Here is a 26,195-nt window from a genome sequence, read left to right as displayed (position 1 = left end):
ATAGAGGTAACTGAATAAGACTTACGCTCGCAATAGTATGACATATGAAAAAGGCCGCCAAGGATTCATCACATGGCAGCCTTCTTTTTTTATGGGATATTCCAGCCAGGTCATTCCCCAGTCCAATTCCAATAAGCGAACTCGCCAACCTGGGCCGACTGAATCGTTTTCAGTTCCCGCAGCTTCAAAAGTTCCTTCACCGGCCCGGTCACAACGGCGCCGTACACTCTAAATCCATTTTCCTTCAAATAATCATGCCTTTCCTGAAGGAACCTCAGTCCAAGAACATTTTCCAGGTAACTTTTATTTTCAGATTCCAGCAAGTGCTCCATATTCGCGAGCATGATTTTTTCATTCTCTTTGATCCCATCAGGATGCAGACCGATTTCACTGTAGGATTTGTAATCATCCGTTTCCCGGGCGCGGGCCATTCCGAGGCCATCCACCGTAAAATAGGTCCCGCCTGCAACACTATAACTAACGTCTTTTATTTCCTTCAGCTCCCCCGCATATAAAGGCATCCAAAGTACATCAACATCATAATTGGACAAAAGCTTAAGCAATTCTTCAGGTTTGTAATAGTGGTCAGTCGAGAAAGCAAAATCTGCAACTGTCCCTTCATGCACCTTTTCTAGAGTGGACCATACCGTAGGGTCTACCTTTAAATTTAGTTTTTTTCCTGTCCGGGGATCCTCGGGTAAGAAAAACGAAAAACCGGATTGTGCGGATGGATCGGTAAAGGTAATGATTTTTGATGAAAGAGGGTTGATTAGCCTTTTGGTTACATCAACTGAACCAATCTGCACCTCCTTTTTCCCAATCGTACGAACTAAGGGCAACGATAGTTTTTGGCTTAAAAAGGGAGTGATTTCAGCCTGTAAAAAGGGATCATTTTTTACAAGGTACCCATTCTGAGTCCAGTTAATAGCCTGCGATATGGAAAAATAATTCTTGTCGGCCATTTCCGACTGGTCATATGCAATCGATAGAATTATGTTATATGCCCAGTATAAAAAACCAATCGCAAGCAGGACCCGTACGATTCTCAGTGTCAGCGTAAACCGGTATTTCCATAGTATTTTCTTTTCCTTATCCGTCGTCCATTCAGTCATTCAAAAATTCCTCCTTCGCACCGAGCTGCTTTAGCTTTTGCCTCGCCCGATGCAGTTGCACTTTTACCTGGGCTTCAGTTAAACCAAGGGCTTCTATCAACTCACCGTATGAAAAGCCCTCGTATTCCCGCAAATAGATGATTGTCCGATAATTTTCAGGCAGCAATCCGAGCAGCCCCTCCAATTCCCGGGCGGTTTCATCGGCGATTACCTCCTGCTCAGGCGTCCCATAAGGGCTTATCATCTCTTCTTTATCAAAGAATGGCACCCACTTCCAGCGCTGCCGGCGCCGCCATTCGTCAATATAAATATTTCGCGCTATTCGGAAAAGCCAGGGCTTGACATCCTCATGCCGGTAAAATGACAACGAAACAGTTGCCCGTAAAAATGTTTCCTGGACCAGGTCCTCTGCAATGGAGGGGGAGCCGGAGAGCCGAAGCAGGTAGCCGTACAATCCTTTTGCATATTTTCTGTATAGATCATCGAGTTTTTCTATCCGCGAACTTTCCAACGTTTCCCTCCTCCCGCACCCATACAACGAATGAATCCATTTTTTGTTACACCTAGATTGAATTTTAGCACGAACGAAAATCTAGCAATATGTTTTATAGGCCTTTTTTGATAGAATGGAAGTAAATCGGTTGGCTGCAAGTGGCGTCAGCTCAAACCAAACATTACACAAAATTTAACCAAATTATTTTACATACAGGGCGGTGCGGGATTTGATTGAGCAATGGGGTATTGAAGTGCTGAAAGGAATAGGGAGGATGCTGCTGAATCCGGTTTTCTATTATGCGTTTTTCCTTGCGGCTGTGCTCGGGGTCAGCCGGGTCAAGCGGGAACGCAAAAATTTCACTGTCAGGGCGAAGGATGCGTACTTCGAGCTTAGGCAGCTGGTGCCGGCCGGGCTTATTGCCGGGATAGTTCTGTCACTCGTAGCGCTGGCGTCCGGCCTTGCGGTGCCGGTTGCGGCCATCATGCTCGCGGCTCTCTTCACGCTTCTTTTCAGCCTGACCGGAAATATGCGGCTTATCGGGCCCGCCTACACGGTCGGCGCGGCGTTTTTCGCGCTCATTTACCTTGGAGGGAAAACCTTCAACGTCCCATTCGTCCGTGAAGCATTCGAATCCGCTTCCGGCCGGATTTATCCCTCCATCGCTGTTCTGCTTGCCCTCCTGCTCATCGCCGAAGGAATCCTGATTTTAAAAAGGGGAAGCATCGCAACCTCGCCGAAACTTATCACCAGCAAACGCGGCCAGCGGGTGGGCGTCCACGAGGCAAAAAGGCTATGGCTCGTACCCGTATTCCTGCTCATTCCGGGGAGCGTCCTCACATTGCCGTTCGATTGGTGGCCTGTGTTCAGCATCGGGGAAAACACGTATTCCTTGTTCCTCGTTCCTTTCGCAATCGGCATGCACCAGCAAATCCAGGGCATGCTTCCGGCTCAAGCTGTCAGGGGTTATGGGAAAAATGTGACAACGCTCGGGGTGCTTGTCCTGCTCGTTTCGGTGGCAGGCTACTGGTACCCAGTTGGTGCAATCGGCGCCGCGGCCCTTGCCATCCTAGGACGCGAAGCGATAGCATTTTTTCAAAAAGTGAACGAAGATAACCGCCCATTCTATTTTTCACGCAAAAATGAGGGTTTGATGATCCTTGGCGTCCTTCCGGGTTCGCCCGCGGATAAGATGGACCTGAAAGTCGGCGAACTAATCAGCAAGGCAAATGGCATGCCCGTACGGGATGAAAATGAATTATACGAGGCACTTCTGCAAAACCGTGCCCATTGCAAGCTGGAGGTCTTCGATACAAACGGGCAAATCCGCTTCGTCCAGCGGGCCCTATACGAAAACGACCATCACGAATTGGGCATCCTCTTCGTCCATGACGAACGAAAGTGGGACGAGAAGGCGGTTTAATGTAAAACAACAAAATTGACCGGATTTCGTTCGGAAATTACCGGATTACCAGCAAAAAAGTTCGGATTAAGAAATCAAAATTAATCGGATTACATTCATAAAAAGCGGACAAAAACAGTAATGTAAGTGTTTGTAACAAGTGTTATTTTCCAAAAATATATCTCTAGTTAATTGGGAACATTAGATAGTATTGAGGTTTCATATTCAAGCAGAATATTTTTGTAAATTATATAGGAAAATACACTGAGTTGATAGAGGAGCTGATGCTTCTCTTTTTATGTAAATGATTTTTTCATGCATGGTTGGGAGCTGAAAATCAAGATAGTTCTTTTATTTAAGGGGGTATGATTTTGAATAAAACAAAGGAAAAAATAAACAAAAACTACATTTCCCTTAAAGAAAAACAACTGGAACTAATCATATTACCTGAACCATATGAAGATGAAAGTTTTGGTGGGTATTTTTTACGATTGGCAGAAAAAAACTTCTATCCAACTCCTAAGTATATTTATGATTTAGCTATAACATCTTCACAAAAAATTTCTGGAAATCCTTATAAAATTGATTCGAATTTAACAAATCTTAAACAGTTAGGCGTTTTAGTAAATTTACCTGAAAAAAGATTATGGTCTATGCTTTTACCATACCAATCGGAATATAGTAATCCAAAGACACATATCGAAAAATTTAAGACACAAACCAGTGCAAAATACTTTAGTACTAACAATCGAATTTGTATAGAGTGTTTAAAGAAAAGTAAATATATTAAAAGATGGTGGGACATATTTCTAGTCACTACCTGTCCTGAGCATTCATGTTTTCTTATTAATGAATGTCCAACTTGTAATAAAAAACTAAAATATAATAGAAGCAAGATTGATTTCTGCGAATGTGGTTTTAATCTCTTATTTCAAGAATCGAAGCCTGTTAAGGACTCACTTGACTTAATATTGTCAAAATTAATTTTAAAGGTGTGTAATTTTACTGTAGGTGAAACAGTTGATAAGAACCCTTTGAACTTTGTAAGTTTTGAAGAATTAGTAGATTCAATTCTTGCTGTGGCAAGAACCTTTTTTAATCATCGATACATTACTAGCCCTAATTTTACAATTATGGATCTACACGAGATTTTAAAGAGTTGTTTAATTATATTTGAAAAATGGCCAAGTAATTATTTCAATGCATTAGATGTACTACGGGAAAAGAATAGTTCAGATAATAATATAGGGATACGTAGATTTGGACATTTTTATCAGTTACTATATGGTAAAGAGACTAGGCGCCGGAATGCTAATCTATCGCTACTAAGAGTAGGATTTAAAGATTACTTAAAATTAAATTGGCAATATGAAAATATAAATTTGCTGAAAAATATGGATATAAATGAAAATGATATTGAATATGTAACTAAGAATAAAGCTGCAGAGATATTAAGAAAATCTGAGGATACAATAAAAATGTTACTTGAAAAGGGAATATTAAAAGGGAAAATTAAAAATAATAAGTCAAAAAACCTTTATTTTATAGAATTAAGTAGTATTGAAGAATATAAAAGGTTGGAAGAAAAACCCAAAAAACAAGAAAGAAAAAATTTTCATGAGTTAGGGGAGTTAATTACTAAAATTGATTTAGAGAGGTTTTTATTAATAAGTGAAACAACTATAAAGGAACTGGTAATAGAAGGAATTTTTAACCCAGTATCTGGACCTGAAATTGGTAAAAATTCAACAAGGATTTATGAAACAAAGGAATTATATAGCTTTTTCTCAACCCTAGATTCAAAAGTAAATAGTAATATTACCTGTGAAAGTAGTCGTTTAGTTTCTTTCAAAAGTGCAAGAGCCTTAATAAATTGTCACTATGCTGATTTTATTAAATATGTATTTTCCTCTGAAATAGCTTTAATGAAAATTTCAAATAAAGATGAAGATGTTAATTTAAATCAATATTACTTTTTAAAGAGTGAGATATTAAATAAGGTTAAACAAGAAATCAACGGTTTTAATATTATTGAAATTGGATCTCTATTAGGTGTATCACGGCAAAGTGTTCAGAACTGGATACAAAAAGAATTATTTACATATAAATTTCATAAGGGGAAAAAAGTAATTAGATTACAAGATATAGAAATATTTAAGAATAAATATATTCCTCTAGTGCGTGTTCCATTTTTCAACAAACACGACTGTGATAATACGGTAAAGAAACTTAATGAGATAGGGATTTTTCCGGTTAGTGGATTCACAAAAGATAAAGGGAAAGGGTATCTCTATGTTAAACGAGATATTGAAAAAATATGTGGATACAAGCTACACTGGTAAATCAAAGGAATTTTTATTTAACTGAAGATGAGTTGTTATAGTTTACTTTTGATAAACATACTAATGTATCCAATAAGTTGAACATATGAAACTACGTTAGCGTGACGGCAGCTAAGGGGAGAGGCCGTCATTCTCAAACTGTCTAATTAGTTTTTCCTATTTCTCATTCATAATGATGATTTTCCTTTCAAAAAAGGGTAAAATCAATCCTGCCCCAATTCGACCCCAATTTACTAATTTTCATACTTCCTAATATGTAAATAAAAAAAGAAACCCTTGTATATTAAGGGGTTTCAAGAGCGTCTCAGTAAGGATTCGAACCTCAGGCCTACAGTTTAGAAAACTGTTGGATTTTAACTAAATTGGGTTCATAAATCTTTTTATCCCAAATAAATGCTTTAAATACCTAACCTAGAAATATTTGTCGCTATCTTTTTTTATCACTTAGAGATTCAAATAAAAAACAGCTATATGATAACAATATTTATTTTTTCTCCATCTCAAGTTTTATTTCGATTAATCTCAAAATTTCCTCTTGATCCTTGTCGGATAACTGTCGAAAAAGTTCCAGTAAATGGGTTTCTTTGGTGGTTGATGCGTTGGAACTTTCCCCTAAAAGTATCCAATCGGTTGATACTCTAAACACATTACTTGTAGCAATTACCGTATCAATAGATGGTTTAGATGTCCCTTTTTCAATACTACTGAGTGAGCTTTGCTTTATACCTATCATCTCTGCAAATTCAATTTGGCTTAGTTTTTTCACCTCCCTCAATTGTTTAAAACGCACCGAAATTCCAAACATAAACAGCCCTTCTTAAAGTTTTTTTAATGCCCCAAGATTAACAACAAATTTGTAATTAACCCGATTTAATTTTACCGTATTTAAAGTTATATAGTAACGTACAAAAGGGGATATAAATAGGTACAGGGACCTGTTTTTTGAATATTCTTATAAAAATTCTGGAAAATAAAGATAAAACTATATAAAATATAGATATTAACTATAACCCATCAATAACATGAAACTAAGAACTTACTTAACAAAGGAGGATTCTAAATTGTTAACAAACGAAGAATAGATATATGAACAGTGGAACTATATAAGGTGCCTCTAAATGTATTCCTATAAGGTAACTAGTAATAAATCCATAATGTGAGGAAAAAGTAGTTAATAAGTATCTCTTGAAAATAAGAGTCTTTTACCATCCCCGGTGTGGGGACCATAGATGGCCTGTATTTTTTTGATGCGATGTAAATTTAGTATTTGTTTGACAGTCTTTTTCTTCCGAAAAGAAAGTTGGTAGGTAGTAAGAAAACAGTTGTAAAAATGTTGAAAGCTTATAAAAGTAACGGAATTTATTTTTAAACCGACTTGTTGTAATCGTCCAGTTTCTATCCAGTAATGAATATCGCTCCTTTTAACTCCAAAGATGAAAGCTAAATCCCTTAGTGATATTGTTCCCAACTTCTTTGCTTCTTTTAAGAATATGTTCTCTAAAAAATAGTAACATTGAGATCTAGAAACAAAAGAGTGGCCCAATGATTCATTAATCATTAACTTCAAAGATCCATTCAGTATGCCTTTTAATATTAAATTAGCATTATCTGGACCTATCCATTCAAATGCTTCATTAAGAGAAATTTTATCTGCTATATCACTAATGGATTTTTCCTGCAGTTGGTTTTGAAAAGCTTCTAAAGAATTTTTTGGAACACCCCAGGCAAGGACGGAGCCATAATTGAAATTGTAAATTCCCTCTAAAATATTACCTACTAATATAGAGTAAGTTGCTCTAGCGCTGGTTTGCCATATCTCTCTGACTTCTTCTTTTGTCAAAAGTGATTTTACAGTTTGACTCCAAGTGTGTATCTCATGTGATTTGAATAAAATAAGCTTGGTTTTGTTAATAAAGCATTGATGGGTGGGGAAATTCTGGTCATTTATTGTTTCTTTATATCGATGTACAAGGCTCTTTGCCTCATCCATTCGAAGCATTTGATGTTTCATATCTAATAATAGTAGTTTAGATTGTAGAAATTTAGTGAATTCTTTAGAGACACTATTCATAGAGGTATCGATATGTTTTACCACAGCTCTTTTATAAAACATTTCAAACTTATTTTTACTTTTTAGGTATGTATGTTCTAACAAAGTGTAATAAGTCTCAGGCCATTCTTTTAATAGATTATACGCAAGAGAATAAAGCACTATGGATTGATATTGTGATTTTGTTTTCTTTAATCTTGTTTTCGCATGTGTACTCCCATCGAACTTAAATCCATCTATAGGCGGTATATAATCTTTTGTTGTAATAAGTGGAATCCAGGTGGCGAAAAACTCAATTGCCTGAAAAAATACCGGCGCCTCTTTAATCCATTCGTTGAATTTTAAGTTTTTCTCTCCATAAAGAAACTGCTTTAGGTAAGTTTGGTATTCAGTTACTTCTAACGACCTTACTTCTGTTGACTCCATTCTATGTAATTCCATTCCACATAAACAAAGTCCTTGTACAACTGTTTTCGAATTAAGCTCTCTATTACAGTTCGTACACCTATCAATTAAATATCTTTGATGTTCAGTGCAACAGACTGATTGACCCAGGCACCAGTCTATTCTCACATAGGGGTGAAGTTTTAGGCATTCTGGGCAGCACTTAACAGTTCTATAGATAAACCAAGGGCACTTATAAATATCGTCCCAGTCAATTCCCCATTTTTTCAACTTCTCAGAAAACGTCATGCAGGATAGTTTTTCTTCTTCTAGGCCGGTAAATAAAGAGAGTTCTGCAAACAGTTTTTCACTTTCAATCCAATCTATAGTATTTTGGCTTAATTGTTGTGTATTAGTCTGGGTGTTAAACGTTTTTATTATCCATGAAAGATTATCCATTAGATTGCTTTTACTTATTCTAAAAAGATAGCTACTAAGGGTTTCTTTAGGATATGGTCTGATTTTTTTAATTAAAGTCTCACTATCTATCATTAATACACCCCTTTTCTTTTTTTAGTATTAACAGTTGTGGCAATAAACATACTTTTGAAGAAGGTGATACTGTTGAAAAAGCCAGCGAGAAAAATTAAGGCAAGTAAAAAGGGGAGTTTTCGTGGAAAATTTCCAAGTAAGAAAAATAGGAAAATGATTTATTGGGAGAGTTTATTAGAGCGGGACTATATTAAAACATTAGAATTTGATAAGGAAGTACTAATGTTTGAATCCCAACCTCTCGAAATTGAATATTTTTATTGTGGAAAAAGAAGAAGCTATTTTCCGGATTTTTTGGTAACAATGAGAACAGAAAAAGTTTACTTAGTAGAAGTTAAGCCGATTGATAAAGTGGAAGAAGAGGAAAATAAAATTAAGGCTGAAGTTGGTAGAATGTACTCTGAGGAAAAGGAGTGGGAGTATAAAATTGTAACTGAAAAGGATATCCGTAAAGGTTACTTCCTTGAAAATTTTAATTTTCTAAAAAACTACAACAAAGAAAGAACAAGTGTTAGGAAATTGGCATGCTTACAACGACTCTATGAAGAAAATATACCCTGTTCAATATCTGAATTGAAGAAGAAAGCACTTATGGAAATGGATGATGGGGAGTTTTATGTCCACCTTTACTATATGGTATATGAACAAATTATAGAGACTAATCTTTATAAGGAAAAAATTAATGAAGAAACGATATTAGGTAAATTATTTTAAACATGGACGTTAACAATAAAACAATATCCTAATAGAAGGTAGGGAAAAGGATGTTCACTTTTAGAGTCGGAATAAGATTTTTAATGGAAGATAATGAATATCAAATTCGGAATATTCAAGGAACAAATATAGAATTGGAAAATTTATGTTATAACAAATTGATACAAATGAAAACCTTAGATGAATTACTAGAAAAATGGCAAAAAAATGAATTGATTTTTAAGAGGAATTCGGAAAAGAAAAAAAATAAAAATACTCTTGAAGAATTTTCCCTACTTCCTGAGAAGAAGAAGGAGGAAGCGAGAAGACGATATAAAATTCTTAAACCGGTTTTGGACGGGGAGGTATTCGTGAGTGAAATAAACGAATATTTAAGAAGACTTGAAGTGGGAAGAACGCAGTTTTATGTTTGGAAGAAAAAATGGGAAGAGATTGGGGATATAAGGGGGTTGGTTTCTGGTGATAAAGGGCCAAAAACAGGTAGTAGAAATAAAGTGGTAGTTAAAATGATAGAAGATATAGTTGAAGAGTTTTGTTACTCAGGTGAGAATCATACAGATGTAAGTTTGCACGCTGAATTGGCTTTAAGAATTAAGGAAACAAATGAGCTTCGTGAGAAAGAGGATAAAATCAACAATATTTCAATTTCCCAATTTCGAAGAGAGAAGAAGAAATTAATTGATCAATATAGAGTTGACCAGGCAAAGCTGGGTTCTGTTGAGGCAAAACGTAGGAAAGTTGGGACTACCAAAGAGGTTTTAACGACAAGACCGTTAGAACGTGTTGAAATAGACTGGACTCCAGCACATATGATGCTGATAAATCCAGCTACAGGAAAGGCGGAACGCCCTACCTTTATTTATGGGATAGATAAATATACAGGTTATCCTTTGGGGTTCTATTTTACCTTTGATGATGTCAATACAGCAGCTTTAAAGCAATGTTTACTGCATATCATTATGCCAAAACATTATATAAAAGAGCTATATCCAGAGGTGAAAAATAGATGGATTACCTATGGAAAGCCTGAAGTAATTGTTCTTGATAATGCATCAGTTAATGAGTCTTTGGATTTTGAAGATGCCTGTTTACAGTTAGGAATTGAAATTCAGTATACAAAGGTAGCTTCCGGTAATCAGAAAGGGACTATCGAGAGGGGATTTAGAACTCTTAACGACAGGTATTTTCATAGTATGTTTGGAACTACTTTTTCAAATCCTCAAGAAAAAGGTTTATATGATTCTCAAGGTAAGGCATGTATTACAATTAATACCTTTATCTATATGGTTCATCTAATGCTTGTTGATGATCTTGCCCAAAGCTACAGTGAAAAAAGAAAAGGAACTCCGGCGGATTTATGGGCGAAGGCGTTAGAATTTAACCCTCACCTCTCTTTTCCACTTACACAAACAGTAGATGACTTAAAACTGGCTTTAATGAGCGGTTTAGCAACAAGAAAAGTCCAAGAATCAGGGGTAATGATAGAAAAAGAGTATTATAATAGTTCAAGTTTAATGGAATTGAGATCTAAGCTTAAAGCAAAATATTCAAATAAGGAATACCATGTTCGTGTGCGTTACGATCTTGCGGATATGAGAGAAGTATATGTTTGGGATGAATTTAAGGGATATTACATCAAAGCTATACAAACAGGAATAGAGAGACGTGGGATTACTTACCCCGAGCATATATTAGAGAGGAAGCTAGAAAAGGCAGAAGGTAAAAACCCTAATCCTAAAGAAGAAATATTAAATAAAGCAGAAGTAAGACGTAAGATACTAAATCTACAGGATGCAGACGCAAAAGCTTCTAAAAGACGAAAAGCAAACAAATCAGAGCAGGTAATTGTGGATCAGGAAATAGAAAGTGTTGATACTGATTTAGCTGGTATTTCCGGTCTTGATTGGTCTGAAAGTGATCAACCTATAGCATTAGTAGCACCACTAAAAGTACAAACCGAAAATAAACCGGATTTAAGGAATAATAGAACATCTAGTAGTAATAAAATCAAAAAGCGCTCTAGTAGTTCCAAAGATAGAGTCGAAAATATCCAATCCGATCTTAACAACGAAGATACTCAACAGTTTATCGATTTTGAGATTTCATTGGTATCGGAGGGTTTAAAGAATGGGAATAGGACTTGAGGTATTTGAGCCGCTAAATGGAAACATCCCAGATACAAAGGAGATAAAACGAAGACGAAAGCACATAGAGGAGATAGTTATAAATTATCCTGGTTTTGAACAAATATTAAAAGAGATTGAAGACCATCATTTACTATCAACATCCTCAGAAGAATCTAAAGGATTGTTCTTAAAAGGAGAACCTGGTGTAGGGAAATCAACACTATTAAAGGGGTACACTAAACGTTACCCTTCTTATCGTGAAGAAGGAGTAAAGAAAGTACCTGTACTATATTCAAAGGTCCCAGTAGGGGCTACTCCAAAATCCTTAGCTTCCAGCATCCTATTAAGACTGGGCGATCCGGTTTATGATAGAGGTGGTGAAAATTCTTTAACCGATCGTTTACTACAATATATTGGGAAGGAGATGTGTGCGGTTGAACTTATTATTATTGATGAATTTCAACATTTAATTGATCGAGATACAGATAAAGTGCTTAAAAAAGCATCTGATTGGATAAAATCTTTTTCTGAGGATGCTGCAGTACCAATACTTATTTGTGGAATGCCAGAGTCTGAAAACATTTTTGAACGTAATGCTCAATTGGATGATAGATTTTCATTAAGAGAGGAAATGAAGAGCTTTGAATATGAATCAGATGAAGAAAAACATTTATTTAGAAGTTTTCTTCATAATTTAGATAAAGCTTTACCGTTTTCAAGTCGTTCCAAACTCGCTGACCGTCTAGTATCGGATAAGATATATTATGCAACAAAGGGAAAACAAAGGATGATTAAGAAAATTTTAGTAGAAGCCACTATTATTGCATTAAAATCAGGTAAAGATTCCATTGATGAAATTGACCTGTATTTAGCATACAGACGAATTAATATATCATCCCGTAAATTTGCAATAAATCCATTTACTGAAGATAGTTTTTACCTACCTGAAGAATGGGAGAATGAAGAAACAAGGAAAAGAAAATCGGGCGAAGACGGAAGAAATAAGGATAGGGGAAATAGAAGATGGCGAAATGAGTAAAACTACTGTTTAATTTATATTAAACTTTGGTTTTTATTATAAAAAAACCTATTTTAAGGATAAATACGGTGATTAAACTTTAATATTTTCCATAGCATTCCCCTATTGGACCTAACACAGCATTCATAAATACACTATTTTTGTTTATATACTCAAGATTATAAGGGCAATAGGCATTGGTGCAAAAGTTATAACTGGAAAGTTCTACTCTGCAATTTTGGAAATTATCAAACATAATTTCTTTCTAAATTACCTGTAGGAAAAGACCTTCAAATATATAGGTGGTTGTTTTTGCATTTCTAAGGACGTGTAAATAGATACACGTCTTTTTGTTATTAAATAATACTCTTACAAAAAATGAAAAATAATGTAAAATATTACTTAAGCATTATTAAAGGAAAGAAGGAGAAACAAATGAAAAAAATTCTTCAACCTAAACCAATAAACGGTACAACCAGATTTTATTTTGAAACTAAGTTTGGCTTTAAAACATTTATGAATTTACTAGAAGAATTTAAAAATGAACATGTTTCTGTAAAACTCCTTTCGAATTCACATATATTATCTTTTAAATTAATAAATAAGATTGAACCGAGTGCTATTGAATTAACGCCATCTTACATATCCTTTTTTCCAAAAATAGAAGATAAACAACAAATTGAAGAGCTTCGTGAAAGAATCTATAAGCACGTTGCGAAGAGATCGGATGTATATAGACGTACTTCCAAAGAAAATGAAGAGCTTTCTATAACTTCCTTGATAACTGGGGATTTAAGGGCTTGCGCTAGTTTGTTATATTATTGCTTACATAAATTAGTCAGTAGCCTGATGTATGATTATTTTAATGAGCATCTTCGTTTAGATGATCATGAAATTGAACATAAGGAGGTCGAACACTTTACAAGCGGCAAATATTTAAAATATTTTCGGAATGGACTACCAATAGAACCAGTTAATAAGCAAAATTATTTAACAATATTAGGACACCGAGTAAAACCCTTTAAATTACTCAGATACATAATAAGTGATTCTCAACTTTTTGAAGTAGAAAAAATATTGATTCCCTACATTGAGGTTATATGCAAAAAAATGTTTTCCATTGACTTTTATGACCCAGCACTAATGGAAAAGTTAGACAATAAAATCAATGAATATAATCGTTTAACTGAAAAAAGCAGTCAAGAGGAAGAAGTAGATGTGGGAATTGCTTTAGCGATGAAACAGTACAAGGTGGGTATTAATAATTCCCTCAATGCTCTGTTATTGTTAGATATTTTAGCTCTACGCTTATATTGGTTAAGACAGACTGCTGATTATGCATATGATTTTGAAGTAAAGACTTCATCAAGAGAAATGAGTGTTTTACTTGCTACAGTTCAGAAGCTAATATCAATTTTAAGTGATTTTGAACAAGGCACATTGAAGGAAAATAAAGAGATAATTAAGGAACCAAATCATGCTGAGCAAAGTCAGAAATATAAACAAGAACATTCTATTCAACAAGGGGGGGTTTCGAAAGATGTGAAGTTTTTTTATGCTCCCGCCAAATTCCCCGACGAAATTAAAGTAAATAGAGCAGAAGTTTTTATTTATATGACAGCAATACACGTTGATAGCAGTTTCGATAAGGAAGATCTATTAGAAATATTAAATCTTCACGAAGGTATAAGGAATGAGGGTAAATATTTTGTGTTTGAAAGTAAAAACCCTTTAACAAGTCCTTTATATTTATACATTAATGATGACGGGAGATGGACTTTATGGTTTTCTAATAAAGATAAAGGCAGTCACTTTTTAAGCAATGAGGATCTGATATTCGGTTTAAAAGAACTTATCGATACCATAAAGGAAGGATACAAAGAACGTTTTAATGAAGATGTTCAATTTAATATAGTGTCTTCGTTGCCCATCTTAAATGAGAATCCAAAACAAGTAGATGCATTTTCAATACTAGAGTTAAATCATGCAATAAATAATAAAATAACAATTTTGGAACATGAAGTTACTAATTGTTTAAGAAAAATATTGAAGTTGGAATATGTAAGGAAAAATACATTAGGTTTATTGGATATGAATTTAGAAATTAAAATAAATTTTAGCGGCAGAAACGATGTTGCTACAATACCCTGGTTTAAATTGATTGAAAATAAAGTTAATGAAAAAAAACAGAATACTGCATACCTCTCTATTCTCATTGAAGATTCGGTTAAAGATCCGTTAATACAAGATCGTGTAGAATACGCCGAGGCGATAAGCTCTACATTTATAAATGAGTTTGGCTATAATTCTATTATAAGAAATGAAATTGTGCTTTTAACTCCTCAACAACTGAATGAATTTTTAAATGAAAAGGACAATGATTCACAAATTATTAAGGGAGTTTCATCACTTCTCAATGAAATAGCATATCAAGAAATCCATTTAGGAATAGTTGATCAAAGAATTAAGTCAATTATTGAGTTGAGTATAGAAATTTACCCTTCATATTCATATCCAATTGCTACATTAGGAACATGGTACTTTAGAAACAATGAGCTAACAATTGAGGAATCACGACAAAAGGGTATAGAGATGTATTCTAAATCAATTTTATTAGAAAAGAATCAAAATGAAAATTCCTTTCTCAAAATTGAACAAAAGTATTATTTAGAATTAGCATTGTTTCAAATGGAACGGGAACTTAATATCGACCAAGCACTTAAAACGATTGAACAAGGGTTATTAATAACAGAGGATGCATTTCGTACAGACCTTTTAGAACTACAGCACAAATGTAATGAAATTCAATATCCTATCGACCAAGCTTCGTCATCGAATGAATTTAATGCCCTTTTTGACGGACAGGGTGATGAATAACTATTTTTGAAAAAAAAACGATATTGTTGCTATACGAAGGATTTATAAGATAGCTTTTTATAGAGATTATTTATTACTTTAACGGCAGCTGATCAATTTGCGGTGGGGTGCGGGCATCCATCGTTTCGCTTGCGCCATCCGTGCACGTGCGGCTAGGGTGACAAGGGCTTGGGGCCGAGACTAGTCGACATCGCTCACGACAAGGGCGGTTCTGCCTACATTGGTGACGGTCCAACCGCTGGTCAGCAGTAAATCGAATTGATGCCGTATACATATACCGCCTCGCGTTGGAAAACGACTAGTTGGTTCACATCCAGACGGGGTTAGCACATGAAGGTGTGCCTTTTCGAGACATCGTAAGTGTTATCGGCAAGTTTAGGAGATGAGTGTTATGCTTCATGTATTCTTAGATTCAAATGTTTGTTTCACTGATCCCTTCATGGATAAGAATATTCATAACCGTTTATTGATTGAGCTTGCTGAAAGAGGGTTAATAGACCTTTATGTTTCAGAAGTAGTTAAACAAGAAATCATAAACAATTTTGAAAGTGAACTGATAAATTATTTTGGCGACATAAGAAAAGGTGAAAACAAGATTACCAAATTGATTCGGCAACATGACAAGTCCCCAATTGAATGGAAAAACACCCTAGAAGAATTTGTTTTGAAACTGGAGGACCATTTTGATGAGCTGGAGAACTATGGATGGATTGAAATCCTTCCATATCCAAATGAAATACTGCCTGAACTGGTTACTAGGTCTATCAAACGGATCAAGCCTTTTTCCGATCGGAAAATGGAATTTCGTGATGCCATAATCTGGTTTACATATGTCGGTTATGTAAAGGATAATCATTTTATCGATAAGGGATATTTTATTACAAACAACACAGAGGACTTTATGTTAAACGGTAGAATTCATCCTGATCTCCTGCGGGATTCCACCGATTTGATTTTCTATAAATCTGCTCAAGACTTTATCCAAAACTGCGAGGAAGTAAATCAGCTTCAGAAAACACTCACTCTAGTAAAATGGGTGGAGAATGAGGACTTAAATAACAGTCCAGAGTTAATCCTCGATATGATCCATGACCATAGCTTTCAACATGTCTTTGAAGAATGTTGGGATTATGTAAGTAAATATAGCCAACGTATACCAACTAATTATGGACCTGACGCAGATGCCCTGGAGGTAACTGACATCCAGCTATTGAAAGTAACACACCTCAAAGTTGAGGTGGTTCTCGACCATGTAATCGTAACGGGATATTTGGACGTGGAAGTTGAATTTGATGTAAACATGAACGATTATATTCATGAATCCTACCACGATGCGTTTGTAAAAATCGGTTCTGATTCAGTGATTTTAAGCATTGAATTTACCTTAACTGTTAATCAGGACATGAAAGCTGACTGGCTGGATATTGTACAAATTGATCAAGTATAACCCTTAATTCGGAAATTTTTTTATCGGATAATCTTTAAATTAGTCCAAATGGGTTGCATAGCTGTGTCTTAATTGAAAAGGATGAATCTTTTTCTATAAACGGAGGTAAGTATTATAAAGTTATAAATGGACCTGTTGATATTGATTGGGTCAATAATTATGTTAGGGAAAATGAACAATAAGAATATAGATGTTGGATTGTGTATTATTATTCTTTAGCTAACGGGTGCGTAGGTCCAGGAAGGATTACCGCCCTTTTTTATTGAATTCCTTATTGAACAAACGGTGCAGTTTAGTGGAGGAAGGAATACTAATTAAAGGTGAATAGATGCACGCCAAAACAGTTCCGAAATTTTACAATTTATATGTTAAAATATCCAAAGTGATAAACTTTATTTAATATTACGAAAATTTACGAAGAAAAGAGTGCGAAAGGGGAAATGGTTTGTTATGGAATTTAGAGGTGCTAGCGTTTACGACCAAGAGGATTTTTTTTCAAATTATATGAAGAGAAGGGGTAGAAAGGATAGTCCCAACAATGCTATCGAAAATCCTATCATTTATGAACTTATCGGTGACTTTCAAAATAAAAGTATTTTAGATTTAGGTTGTGGTGAAGCTTCGTTTGGAAAGGAATTACTGAATCAAGGTGCAGCTTTTTACACTGGAATAGAAGGTTCTAAACTAATGGTATCATCTGCAAATCTTAATATTGTTAGAGAAAACGGGACAATTCATCACGAGACATTGGAGTCATATAGTTTCCCGACGAACAAATTTGACATTGTATCTTCTCGTTTTGCAATACACTATGTCTCAGACATTCATTTACTGTTTCAAAATGTGTATAAAACCTTAAAAGATAATGGTAAGTTTGTGTTCAGTGTTCAACATCCCCTCACTACATCATCTTTTATAAGCAAGCAAACAGGAGATAAACGTGAGAACTGGATAGTTGATGACTATTTTCTCGAAGGTGAAAGAAAGGAACCTTGGATTGAACAAATAGTTGTAAAGTACCATCGAACAATTGAAACTTACTTTAAAGCCCTTACTAAATCTGGTTTTTTTGTAGTTGATTTACGAGAAGGAAAGCCAAAACGCGAACATTTTACCAATGAAGCAGAGTTCGTGAGAAGGCAAAGAATCCCCGTCGTACTGGCTTTTTCTTGCACGAAGCGTGAATAGTTCAGCATATAAATAAAAAAGCTTGGATTCCAAGCTTTTTCCTATTACGTTGTCAGGACGCCAGAGACATGCTAGATTAACACAAAAAAGTTAAAACACATATGTTGATTTACGATTAAATGTTTTCCATAAGTAATTACTTTGGAGAGATTGTGAAGAAATGTACTAAAACAAACGGGTGCTTTAACGGAATAAGAACGGGAACGTCCAAATCAGACGTTCCTGAAAAACAACAATACTATTTGACAAAGCCTTTTTAATAAAAGAAACTTTGTTCTAATCTTTCTGTGGAAGTAATTTTTACAATGGTCTTGAGGCGGATGCGGTGCCAGCTGGCCAATTCTCTCCGTGCGTAATCATTCGATAGTCCGGCGGCAATCATTATTTTGTATTCTCCTCGAATTCTAAATACCAATCCCACCGGTATAGTGCGCTTCTTTTTGGTCGGAGGAAGGATAATATCATGTACCTCTTTAACCGTAAGATTGGCCATAGTGGCGATTGTTATATGGTTTTTCATTTGCCCATGAAGTTTTTTGACATACTTCCTTTTCCACATTGGCACCACGGCGATCACCCCGGTATTGGAATAAAAAAGACCCATGAAGGAGTCAAAGTAGGGAGTTGTTTCACACATCTGCAACTGAAATGCTACAACTGAAGCGTAACCTAACACTCAGAATATGTAAATATATGTCACAAAAGGTTCTTAAGGAGGCGGAGACAGTGAAAATGTCGGTTTATGTTTATAGTTCCAACGACTGCGGCCGGGCAACCATTGTCGACATTGTTAACTCTGTTTTTATTTCCAGCTATTTGAACAGCCAACCATATGAACATTAGATATTAACAAAATTACTAAACTCAAAATAATTCTAATGTACCGGGTAATAATATGTGTCTGACGGCCCCTCAAAATAAATAGAGGGGCTTTCTTTTGTGAAGCCTTATTCAACAAGCGGGGCAGTTTAATTTGAATAAGTATTAAAAATGGTGCATTGATTCAGAAAGATTAATGTGCTTTTTTATTTAAAAGGGACATTTTTGTATAAATTTCTATTTATGTTAGGTAAATACAATTATAAAATAATAATATGATGATTATAGAGGTGAAATATATTGGCAAAAAGACGAAGAAAGAAAGAGCAAGTAAGTTGGGAAGGATTATTAATCGTAGGAATTCTTTACTTTGTTTGGAATCCTATTTATCAATCTACTGGTTCTGGCTATATAGCAGCAGGTGTATCAATGTTTGTAGGGGCACTTATACTAGGTACATATATACTCATTTTAAGAGCAATTAATCATAAAAGGAATGAACGTCTAAAAGATTCTGGAATCATTGAAATTGATAAAATGACGGGGGAACAATTCGAAAGATACCTCTCGCAAGTTTATAAATCAATGGGATATTCTGTGCAGATGACCAGCAAAACAGCAGACTATGGTGCAGATCTTATTCTACAAAAGGATGGTAAGAAAATAATAATACAAGCAAAAAGATACAATTCTAATGTTGGTATTAAAGCAGTTCAGGAAGTTATAGGTGCAATTAATCACTATAAAGCAATTGAAGGATGGGTTGTTACAAATAGTTTTCTTACTAAGAATGCAAAAAAATTAGCAGAAAGCAATAAAGTGAAAATAATAGAACGAGAGGAACTAATCGAACTAGGTTTAATAATAAAGCCAAGGGTGTCATAAGTTCTTCAACAATAGGTTAGTTGAAAGAGAGAATGGGAGTTTTTAATTATTTTACTACAGTTTACTAGAAAAAAAAGATTTAGGAGTGCTCTTTGATGATTGAAAATACAGACTTTATTTTCAACCCATTCACTAGTATGAAATTTACATATGAAGAATGTTTTTTATGTGGTGTTAAACTAACTCTGGAAAATGAAACTGAAGAACACATTTTTCCTAAGTGGCTACAACACCGATTCAATCTTTGGAATCAAACTGTGAGCTTGCTAAATGGCACTCGTATTCCCTATAGAATGCTCAAGATTCCTTGCTGCTCAATTTGTAATGGAATCCACCTATCAAACCTTGAAAATATTATTAGAAACGGCGTGGAAAGTGGATTTGATGAATTTATAAAAATTGACAAGTTATTTATATTTCAGTGGATTGTAAAAATTTTTTATGGCTTGTTATTTAAGGAGCTCTCCTTAAATATAGACAGAGGGGATTCAAGTAAAGGGACAATTACTACCCCTGAGTTGTTGGACAGCTATAGTATGACTCATACTTTTTTACAATCTGTCCGGACACCTGTAGAGTTTTATGACTTTGTTCCATGGTCAATTTTTATCCTCAAAGGGCAAATTTATAACGATAATAGAGATTTTCATTATATCGACGGGTTAAAAACACTAACTTTTTCGATAAAACTTGGGGAAATTATAATAATAGCTAACCTACAAGATAATGGTATACATCAGGAACAAGTAGATGATTATTTTAAAAGATTAGATAACAAGTCATTACATAATATACAATTTATAGAATTGGCAGCTAAAAATGTATACAGTTCTCACCTGTTAAATTTTCGACCGTTCTATATGCTTACGAAATCATTTGAGGACCAAACTCTAAAGGTATTTAGTCTGAAACACAGCTATTCTTGGGACGATTGGAATAATTATCATTATGCTAATGTGCTTTATCATTATTTAGTGCATACTTATGACTACTTTAAGTTTGATGATTTATATGCGGTGGATGATAATTTAGGTGATGCGGTAGCAACTACTCTTTTTAATGAGAAGGGGGATTTTGAAGTGCTTCCTCCTGATGTTAAAGTGGTATTTAAAAAAATAAAATAGTAATAGAGTTCTCGGTATAACCTCGTATAGTATTAGCTTAACGGGTTCGGTTTCGGTTTTCGAGTGCAAAAACATAATTCGCATACAAATTAGCAGTCCAATTCGCAAATGAATTGGACTGCATCTTTTTGTTGATCGTTCAGGGTTTTCTGTACATTTAAGGGTGTTTTAGCACCCGAATTCGCACCCCTTTTAGCAGGATGACAGAAGTTTTTGTCACCGTGCTAATTCGTATGCTAACTGATATGCGAATTAGTGTGTTAAAAATGATAAGCAGGTTTCTGGATATTTATGTTAAAATTATAGGGAGGCTTACTCAACTAACGTGGCAGTTTAGTTTAACAAGAATTAATAAAAGGAGTATAAGTTATGGATTATAGCTTCAAGGAATTTCTTGAAGATTCAAAAATAGGAAGAGAAATTCATTTCATTTTTGGTTCCGAAAATTACTATATCGGTTGTAACACAGGTCAGTTTATGTTTTGGAAATTCGATGATTCTAATAGTGAAGTCATAGGTGAAGATGCTGAAGAACTACTCCAAAAAGTTAAGTTTGATGGGAAGCCTTTAAAAGAAGTATGGCATTTAATCAAAATTGATACTATTTTCTAGTGTGAATGTCTTATATAGACAGCTTAACTGGTTATTCAACTATCGGGGCAGGTTTGTTCAAGCAAGCATTACTTTTAACTAAGTAATGCTTTTTTAATTTGTCTATTGATTTGATGTAAACATAGCTATAAAATATCTATATATAAGCAAACGATAAGTGAGGTTGTCTATAATGAATGATGAAGAACGATTTTGGAATGCCTCAGTTGAAGAACTTTCAAATGGGTACATCCTCTCAAATGATGAATATGTATGTCTTCTATGTAGCGAAAGTTTTATTGATGGGATTATATATCCAATCGATGGTACATTGTATGAAGCCAAAAAAGCAATAGTGAGGCATATACAGGATATTCATATATCCGTATTTGATTATTTACTAAACCTAGACAAAAAGTACACTGGATTGTCAGAACACCAGAAGGAATTGCTTCATTATTTCAAGAAAGGCTTAAGTGACAAAGAAATTCTAAAGGAGTTAAACGGCGGCAGTCCCTCTACTATTAGAAATCATAGATTTAAGCTCAAAGAAAAAGAAAAACAAGCAAAGGTTTTTATTGCGGTAATGAACCTTTTAAGCAAAGGTCCAGTTAAGCAAATTGAAGATGACTTTGTAAGTTTTCATAAGGGGGCAAAGATGGTGGACGAACGCTATGCAACAACAGAAGAAGAAAGACAAAAGGTTTTATCTAACTATTTTAAACAAGGTGTTGATGGTAGATTAGACACTTTTCCAAGTAAGGAAAAAAGGAAGTTAATCGTATTACAAAATATAATAAAGCGTTTCGACCGAAATAAGGTCTACACTGAAAGTGAAATTAACGCAATATTAAAAGAGGTATTCAGTGACTTTGCAACAATCAGAAGATATTTCATTGAGTATGGATTTATGGATCGTAGCAAGGATTGCACACAATACTGGATAAAAAATTAAGGGGGAATTACTATGAATGTTGAATTAACGAGATTTAAAGTCAAAGATGGTAAATCGGAAAAAGTTGATGAATGGTTGCAGTTCCTTAATGACAATATGAAGGATGTTCTTGTTACTTTAGAAGGTGAAAAAATGTATGTAGAAACTATATTTAGAGAAATCCTTGATGGAAAGGAGTATTTATATTGGTACTCCGTCCAAGGTGAAGGCGGACAAGAGGTACAACTTTCTGAGCATTGGATTGACAAAAGACATATGGAATATTGGAAGGAATGTATTGATCAGAGTTTTACCCCTGTTGACTTAACAACTGAAGTAGTAATGATACCTCAGAGTATTAAAAAAGTAATGGAGCAATAATTTGGCTAAATAAAAATCTGGTTGTATCAAATTTCAAAGAAGTTATTGCGTTAATCCATTAAGTGATTAACGTTTTATTGTTATACTTCTTATTGAATAATGAGGCAGTATTCCTATATGTAAAAAGATTGTGTAAAAATGCACTTAAACTAACGGGTGCTTTGATCCAGAAGGATTAAGGCACCTTTTTGTTGAATTCCTTATTAAGCAAACGGGGCAGGTTAGTTCAACAAAGTTAAACAAAGAAATGCTTTTGTTTGAATATAAATTTAGCGGATTTATAAAAATGGTTGCACGGCCAACTGCAATGTTATAGTCGGTTGTGCAACCATGGTACTTATAATTCTTTACTTATTTTTTCATGTAATCTTTTCATTCTATTTTGTGCTTCGTTTCCTTGCTTTTTGTCCTTTACCTCAGTTAAAAACAGTATGGATAACATTACAGCGGTATCATATTGATACAACCATTTAACGATCTTTGGTACTCTGTTCATTTCTTTATTAAAGTCCTTATATCCCGTTATAAAATCCTCAGTAAGATGACCATAATCCTTTATTCTCATTAATTCAAATACTGGATCTCCTATTAAAGCATTCGTCCAATCAAATATAGCTCGTATTTGGGAACCAGTATGTATTGTATTGGCTGGTCTAATATCCATATGTAGTAATTTATTCTTCGAGGGAAAAGATTTTAAGACTTGTTCAATTACCTCAGATGATGGAAAGAGAATTTTTTCATTAGTTATCCTTTCAATTGCCTTGGTCCGTTCTATAATTCTTTGAGCAATTACAAAATTAATATCAATAGGATAAAGATCAGGTAAATCGCTTAGTTGATGAATAGAGTATGTAAGTCTCCCTAAATCTTCAAAAGGAAAATCGCCTTTGTTCTCTGAATGCATGAATTCTTGGACTATAAAATCGATATTGATTCCTTTGTGGAGTTTAAACACTTTTGGTACAGGTATTCCGTATTTCATACAATGTTTAGTTAGGAGGTATTCTTTCTGCAATCCATCCAAGGAATTAATGGCACCATCAATATCATTCTTTTCATATCTATTCCAAGGGACTTTAATTGCTATTTCTCCCCACTCTATTGTTTGGGCTTTAAACACGCAATTTTCTACTCCAAAAGAGTGAGGGGATAATTTTAATACTTTACAAAAAGATGCTACCTCTATTTCAACAATTTTTTGAAGTTTTTCTATTTTTTCGTTCAAGTTATTCATTTTTCCTAAATAAAGCAGTATTCAGGTTTGAATTACCAAAAAACTCTTTAGTATCATTCATCCTTCTAATTTCAACCACTTGGAAATCTAGAAAGATTTGTTTTAACTTTTCCTCCGTAAAACCCAAGCCGCCACTTAAGCTCATTTCTCTATAAACATCCCAGTCAGTTAAATCCGAACCTCCAAGGCTTCCTCCAGGAACAAAGCATGTTAGAGCAAACATACCACCTGGTTTCAATGCTTTTTTAAGAAGTTCAAGATAACTTAATCTTCTATGTGGGGCTATATGGTGAAAGCATCCTGAATCATAAACTAAGTCATACGAATTTTTATCAATTTTCATTTCAAAGATATTTTCTTTTACAAAGTTTACAGTCAGGTTTTGTTTTGAAGCTCTCTCTTTTGCCCAAGTTATTGCCTCATCGGATAAATCAACGGCATCAACAGAAAATCCGTTTGCAGCTAAAAAGAGTGCATTCCTTCCTGGTCCACAACCAAGCTCTAAGACAGTTCCAGGTTTAATTAGGTCATTATTGATGTAATGAACCAAATTTTCATCTGGTAGATCCTCAAAGAAAGGAATGTTTCTGCTGCGATCCGAATAAAAAACATCCCAATTAAATTTACGTTTTTCCTCTAACAAATGGTCTAGCATATAAAGAATATCTTCTGCTTTAGTGATTGTTTCTTTCCCCAACATTTATCCCTCCAGATTTTAAAATATTAATATTTTATCTTTGATCTAACAAAGATATGGTTAATTCAGGATTACTCTTCCTTAGGTCCATTATTGTTGAATTCAAAGCATCATAGTCAAAACTGTTTGGAAAGATTTCCTTATTAGGTAAAATCGATAGACTTGTACCTGTACTGGTGGATTCTCCAATAATAGAAGGTCTAGAAAGGGGTATACCATGCTTAAAGTCCTGAAAATAAATATAACCATCTCGTCTGATAATTGCCTTCAATCTACTCGATAGGGCATTCACTATTGAAATTTCCAGACCTTTTTTCGCGGAACTCGCTATATAATTGGTGTATTTATTTTCTACGTTCGTTAATACATCTTGTACTTTGAAATTATTAATTCCTGCTAAAAATTTGGTAGGAATTCCTCTTCCGTCATCAGAAACGGTTGCACTTCCATCTTCATGAAGAATCACCAATACCTTATTACAATGTTTAGCTCTGTGTTCCTGAATGGAGTTCTGTAAAATTGCCAATATTAATTGATTTGGATTATGTTTATTATTTTCTCCAATATAGTCTTCGGCGTTTTCACGGACGTCCATGAGAGAAAGGTAACTGCCTGTGTCATAAATTTCTGTTACTGCTGATAAAAGGAGAAGAAGGGGTAAAGTTCTTTCAATAGGAACTTTATAAGCTCCACCTCTTTCATCCTGACTTATTAAATTGGACCCAAGTAAAGGCTTAAGGTGATGATAAAGTTGCCCCGTGGTACCCATGTTTAATAGCTCTACAAGTTCGCTTGCAGTTTTAGGTTTGATTAAGAGAGTGCGGATAATTTCTAAACGTTGTTTGTTACCAAGAGCTGCTAATATATTTGCCATTTTTCCTGCACTAAATAATGAAATAGATTCTAACGATTTTTCTTGTAGAATCACATGATAGTTCTCTTGGTTGGTTTTGTAATGCCCTGAATAAAATACCGTCAGATTACTGGCTTCAAGTGAAGATGGACGGTTAACAATTTGTCCTTCCTGTGTTGGTAACTGAATAACTTGTAAAATTTTATTGATTTGTTCTTTTAACTCATCAATCTCTTTACCATATTCTCTTTCTGACATAACAATCCCCCTAAAAATTACGTATTATCGTAATGCGTAAATCCATTATATTCCTGGTTTAATTTGATTGCAAGTTCAATTAATTATTAATATAAGTTTATATGCGAAGGAAAGGTTATCCTATATTAACTTACATGTGGAATGCCAACGGGATTTCAACACTTTTTGGTTGAATAGAAATTAAATAAGCAGGGCAGGATTCCCTGTAATAAAATGAGTTTGTGAACAAATGCACTTAAACTATCGGGTGCGAGAGAACAAAAGCAACGCCGAGAGCGTTGCTTCTTTGCTTAGAAATATTTTTGGTAAAATTCCTGCCTTAGCCTTCCGCTCAGCTGAGCATAAATCCGTGTGGTTTCACTCTTCTCGTGGCCCAAAAGACTTTGTATGACTTCAACAGGAGCTCCGTTATTCAACAAATGGGTTGCATAGCTGTGTCTGAGTTGATGAGGATAAATTTCCTTATTTATGGCCGCACGAGCTGAGATTCGTTTTATGACATATCTCATTTGGGCAATACTCATCCTATGTGGCAGCCGCTCAGTCACAAATATGGCAGGATCCGTATCCTGGCGACCTTCAATGTACCGCTTAAGCCAGATTTCGGCTCGTATATTAAAATAAACCTCACGTTCCTTGTCTCCTTTTCCCCTAACAATTGCAGAACGATTGGACCAATTAATGCAATTACGTTCAAGCGAAACAATTTCC

At 34.7% G+C, this 26,195-nt stretch carries 22 protein-coding genes; 13 read left to right on the top strand and 9 right to left on the bottom strand.

Features of this window, described 5'->3' with window-relative positions; genetic code table 11:
• Positions 1–110: 110 nt before the first annotated feature.
• Both RB160_RS11315 and RB160_RS11310 read right to left on the bottom strand, forming a co-directional pair.
• Positions 111–1,112 carry an anti-sigma factor gene (locus RB160_RS11315; RefSeq protein ID WP_316570427.1) on the bottom strand — a complete coding sequence of 334 codons (1,002 nt, stop codon included), beginning with the start codon at positions 1,110–1,112 and terminating at the stop codon, positions 111–113.
• A complete protein-coding gene (locus RB160_RS11310) occupies positions 1,105–1,623 on the bottom strand; it encodes a sigma-70 family RNA polymerase sigma factor (protein WP_316570426.1) in 519 nt (172 codons plus the stop codon). Before RB160_RS11310 ends, RB160_RS11315 begins: the two co-directional genes overlap by 8 nt.
• A 211-nt stretch (positions 1,624–1,834) precedes the next feature.
• Here RB160_RS11310 and RB160_RS11305 point away from each other — a divergent pair, with 211 nt between their 5' ends.
• Complete coding sequence (locus RB160_RS11305; RefSeq protein ID WP_316570425.1) at positions 1,835–3,028, top strand: PDZ domain-containing protein; 1,194 nt, start codon at positions 1,835–1,837, stop codon at positions 3,026–3,028.
• Positions 3,029–3,378: 350 nt separating this feature from the next.
• Positions 3,379–5,349, top strand: a complete 1,971-nt coding sequence (locus RB160_RS11300) for a TniQ family protein (protein WP_316570424.1) — start codon at positions 3,379–3,381, stop codon at positions 5,347–5,349.
• Between the two features lie 484 nt (positions 5,350–5,833).
• Here RB160_RS11300 and RB160_RS11295 read toward each other — a convergent pair whose 3' ends face one another.
• Both RB160_RS11295 and RB160_RS11290 read right to left on the bottom strand, forming a co-directional pair.
• Positions 5,834–6,154, bottom strand: a complete 321-nt coding sequence (locus RB160_RS11295; RefSeq protein WP_316570423.1) for a helix-turn-helix domain-containing protein — start codon at positions 6,152–6,154, stop codon at positions 5,834–5,836.
• A 366-nt stretch (positions 6,155–6,520) separates the two neighbouring features.
• Positions 6,521–8,335 (bottom strand): TniQ family protein, encoded by a 1,815-nt coding sequence (locus tag RB160_RS11290; RefSeq protein WP_316570422.1) that lies wholly within the window; start codon positions 8,333–8,335, stop codon positions 6,521–6,523.
• A 72-nt stretch (positions 8,336–8,407) separates the two neighbouring features.
• Between RB160_RS11290 and RB160_RS11285 the strand changes: the two genes are divergently transcribed.
• From RB160_RS11285 to RB160_RS11260, 6 genes are all read left to right on the top strand, one after another.
• On the top strand, positions 8,408–9,049 hold the full coding sequence (locus RB160_RS11285; protein ID WP_316570421.1) for a TnsA endonuclease N-terminal domain-containing protein: 642 nt from the start codon (positions 8,408–8,410) through the stop codon (positions 9,047–9,049).
• A gap of 50 nt (positions 9,050–9,099) precedes the next feature.
• Positions 9,100–11,193: a Mu transposase C-terminal domain-containing protein gene (locus RB160_RS11280; RefSeq protein WP_316570420.1), complete on the top strand. Its 2,094-nt coding sequence runs from the start codon at positions 9,100–9,102 to the stop codon at positions 11,191–11,193.
• Positions 11,177–12,214 carry an ATP-binding protein gene (locus RB160_RS11275; protein WP_316570419.1) on the top strand — a complete coding sequence of 346 codons (1,038 nt, stop codon included), beginning with the start codon at positions 11,177–11,179 and terminating at the stop codon, positions 12,212–12,214. The genes RB160_RS11280 and RB160_RS11275 overlap by 17 nt, the downstream gene beginning before the upstream one ends.
• Positions 12,215–12,628: 414 nt before the next feature.
• Positions 12,629–15,070: a hypothetical protein gene (locus tag RB160_RS11270; RefSeq protein ID WP_316570418.1), complete on the top strand. Its 2,442-nt coding sequence runs from the start codon at positions 12,629–12,631 to the stop codon at positions 15,068–15,070.
• Between the two features lie 391 nt (positions 15,071–15,461).
• Complete coding sequence (locus RB160_RS11265; protein ID WP_316570417.1) at positions 15,462–16,517, top strand: PIN domain-containing protein; 1,056 nt, start codon at positions 15,462–15,464, stop codon at positions 16,515–16,517.
• Positions 16,518–16,967: 450 nt separating this feature from the next.
• A complete protein-coding gene (locus tag RB160_RS11260; protein WP_316570416.1) occupies positions 16,968–17,705 on the top strand; it encodes a class I SAM-dependent methyltransferase in 738 nt (245 codons plus the stop codon).
• A 256-nt stretch (positions 17,706–17,961) separates the two neighbouring features.
• Here RB160_RS11260 and RB160_RS11255 read toward each other — a convergent pair whose 3' ends face one another.
• Complete coding sequence (locus RB160_RS11255; RefSeq protein ID WP_316570415.1) at positions 17,962–18,270, bottom strand: hypothetical protein; 309 nt, start codon at positions 18,268–18,270, stop codon at positions 17,962–17,964.
• A gap of 554 nt (positions 18,271–18,824) precedes the next feature.
• On the opposite strand from RB160_RS11255, the gene RB160_RS11250 reads away from it, so the two are divergent.
• The 5 genes from RB160_RS11250 to RB160_RS11230 all read left to right on the top strand — a co-directional run bounded on the left by RB160_RS11250 (position 18,825) and on the right by RB160_RS11230 (position 22,439).
• Complete coding sequence (locus tag RB160_RS11250; protein ID WP_316570414.1) at positions 18,825–19,409, top strand: restriction endonuclease; 585 nt, start codon at positions 18,825–18,827, stop codon at positions 19,407–19,409.
• 95 nt (positions 19,410–19,504) lie between these two features.
• Positions 19,505–20,533 carry a hypothetical protein gene (locus tag RB160_RS11245; RefSeq protein WP_316570413.1) on the top strand — a complete coding sequence of 343 codons (1,029 nt, stop codon included), beginning with the start codon at positions 19,505–19,507 and terminating at the stop codon, positions 20,531–20,533.
• A gap of 369 nt (positions 20,534–20,902) precedes the next feature.
• Positions 20,903–21,145 (top strand): hypothetical protein, encoded by a 243-nt coding sequence (locus RB160_RS11240; protein WP_316570412.1) that lies wholly within the window; start codon positions 20,903–20,905, stop codon positions 21,143–21,145.
• Positions 21,146–21,317: 172 nt separating this feature from the next.
• Complete coding sequence (locus RB160_RS11235; protein ID WP_316570411.1) at positions 21,318–22,079, top strand: DUF2087 domain-containing protein; 762 nt, start codon at positions 21,318–21,320, stop codon at positions 22,077–22,079.
• Between the two features lie 12 nt (positions 22,080–22,091).
• Entirely contained in the window at positions 22,092–22,439 is a 348-nt protein-coding gene (locus RB160_RS11230) for a DUF6176 family protein (RefSeq protein ID WP_316570410.1), read from the top strand.
• Positions 22,440–22,776: 337 nt separating this feature from the next.
• Here RB160_RS11230 and RB160_RS11225 read toward each other — a convergent pair whose 3' ends face one another.
• From RB160_RS11225 to RB160_RS11210, 4 genes are all read right to left on the bottom strand, one after another.
• Positions 22,777–23,667, bottom strand: a complete 891-nt coding sequence (locus tag RB160_RS11225) for a phosphotransferase family protein (RefSeq protein ID WP_316570409.1) — start codon at positions 23,665–23,667, stop codon at positions 22,777–22,779.
• Between the two features lies 1 nt (position 23,668).
• Complete coding sequence (locus RB160_RS11220) at positions 23,669–24,376, bottom strand: class I SAM-dependent methyltransferase (RefSeq protein ID WP_316570408.1); 708 nt, start codon at positions 24,374–24,376, stop codon at positions 23,669–23,671.
• A 31-nt stretch (positions 24,377–24,407) separates the two neighbouring features.
• A complete protein-coding gene (locus tag RB160_RS11215; RefSeq protein WP_316570407.1) occupies positions 24,408–25,484 on the bottom strand; it encodes an ATP-binding protein in 1,077 nt (358 codons plus the stop codon).
• Positions 25,485–25,774: 290 nt separating this feature from the next.
• The coding region (locus tag RB160_RS11210; RefSeq protein ID WP_316570406.1) for a tyrosine-type recombinase/integrase at positions 25,775–26,195 on the bottom strand (421 nt) is incomplete at its 5' end.

It is taken from the genome of Neobacillus sp. YIM B06451, from assembly GCF_032667185.1.
Classification (GTDB): domain Bacteria; phylum Bacillota; class Bacilli; order Bacillales; family Cytobacillaceae; genus Bacillus_D.
The sequence above is the reverse complement of the archived record's forward strand: the minus strand, read 5'-3'. Positions and strand labels throughout refer to the sequence as shown.

What these genes read in the sequence shown, in the direction of transcription:
- RB160_RS11290 (WP_316570422.1), bottom strand. Translation starts at nt 8,335, where the DNA reads ATGATAGATAGTGAGACTTTAATTAAAAAAATCAGACCATATCCTAAA.
- RB160_RS11270 (WP_316570418.1), top strand. Translation starts at nt 12,629, where the DNA reads ATGAAAAAAATTCTTCAACCTAAACCAATAAACGGTACAACCAGATTT.
- RB160_RS11275 (WP_316570419.1), top strand. Translation starts at nt 11,177, where the DNA reads ATGGGAATAGGACTTGAGGTATTTGAGCCGCTAAATGGAAACATCCCA.
- RB160_RS11215 (WP_316570407.1), bottom strand. Translation starts at nt 25,484, where the DNA reads ATGTCAGAAAGAGAATATGGTAAAGAGATTGATGAGTTAAAAGAACAA.
- RB160_RS11295 (WP_316570423.1), bottom strand. Translation starts at nt 6,154, where the DNA reads ATGTTTGGAATTTCGGTGCGTTTTAAACAATTGAGGGAGGTGAAAAAA.
- RB160_RS11280 (WP_316570420.1), top strand. Translation starts at nt 9,100, where the DNA reads ATGTTCACTTTTAGAGTCGGAATAAGATTTTTAATGGAAGATAATGAA.
- RB160_RS11235 (WP_316570411.1), top strand. Translation starts at nt 21,318, where the DNA reads ATGAATGATGAAGAACGATTTTGGAATGCCTCAGTTGAAGAACTTTCA.
- RB160_RS11245 (WP_316570413.1), top strand. Translation starts at nt 19,505, where the DNA reads ATGATTGAAAATACAGACTTTATTTTCAACCCATTCACTAGTATGAAA.
- RB160_RS11230 (WP_316570410.1), top strand. Translation starts at nt 22,092, where the DNA reads ATGAATGTTGAATTAACGAGATTTAAAGTCAAAGATGGTAAATCGGAA.
- RB160_RS11260 (WP_316570416.1), top strand. Translation starts at nt 16,968, where the DNA reads ATGGAATTTAGAGGTGCTAGCGTTTACGACCAAGAGGATTTTTTTTCA.
- RB160_RS11220 (WP_316570408.1), bottom strand. Translation starts at nt 24,376, where the DNA reads ATGTTGGGGAAAGAAACAATCACTAAAGCAGAAGATATTCTTTATATG.
- RB160_RS11240 (WP_316570412.1), top strand. Translation starts at nt 20,903, where the DNA reads ATGGATTATAGCTTCAAGGAATTTCTTGAAGATTCAAAAATAGGAAGA.
- RB160_RS11315 (WP_316570427.1), bottom strand. Translation starts at nt 1,112, where the DNA reads ATGACTGAATGGACGACGGATAAGGAAAAGAAAATACTATGGAAATAC.
- RB160_RS11265 (WP_316570417.1), top strand. Translation starts at nt 15,462, where the DNA reads ATGCTTCATGTATTCTTAGATTCAAATGTTTGTTTCACTGATCCCTTC.